Source organism: Sporosarcina obsidiansis (assembly GCF_009651005.1).
Taxonomy (GTDB): domain Bacteria; phylum Bacillota; class Bacilli; order Bacillales_A; family Planococcaceae; genus Sporosarcina; species Sporosarcina obsidiansis.
Map to the genome: position 1 here is coordinate 1 of NZ_WHVW01000050.1, position 800 is coordinate 800.

1 protein-coding gene is annotated in these 800 nt (G+C 47.0%); it reads right to left on the reverse strand.

Annotation, left to right across the window (positions count from 1 at the left end):
• A partial coding sequence (locus GD002_RS17585) for a transposase (protein WP_153733658.1) occupies positions 1–800 on the reverse strand: 800 nt, incomplete at both ends.

The following is an 800-nucleotide window of genomic DNA, read 5'->3' on the forward strand; positions in this document are numbered from 1 at the left end:
GTGCGGTAGTTCAAGATCTGCCCTTCCGGACAGAGATAGCAATCATGGTATTCATCATAGACGTACTCACTTTTCTTGAAGAACTCTTTCTTCGTCATCGGTCGCTTGTACGGAAGGACAGGGAGCATCTGGTTTTCCAGCAGGTAATTCGCAATAGCCGGTGTCTTGTAGGCAGCGTCAGCAGCAACGGCAACCGGTCGTCCGACTTGATCAATAATTTTCTCCACCAATGGCTCAAGCAGCTGGCTATCGTGGATATTGCCAGGTGTCACGATATTCGCCAGCACAAATCCTTTCTCGTCTGTGGCTGCATGGAAGGAATAGGCGAACTGCTTGGTCCGTTCATCTTTTACATAGTAGCCGCTTTCTGGATCTGTCGTGGATTCCTTGATTTCCTTGTACTCTTCTTTCTCAAACTTTTCTGGCGGGAATGGCTTCTTTCCATTTTCCACACGGTCCATATTCAATTCTTCCTGCAGTTTCTTTTCATACGCTTTGGTCTCTTTCCGAACGACTTTCTTTTGGAATTTCCGCTTATTTGCGCTTGCCTTCACGTGTGTGGAATCGATAAAGACGTGTTCAGGGCTTAGTAATCCTCGATCAGCGACTTCTTTTAGCACCCGATAGAAAATCTGCTCGAACAAGTCTGTCTCTGCAAATCGGCGAATGTAGTTTTTTCCGAACGTGGAGAAATGGGGGATCTCGGTATGAAACCCGAAGCCAAGGAACCAGCGGTATGCCACATTCGTTTCGATTTCTTTGATGGTCTGTCGCATGGAGCGGATTCCGAAGGTATATTG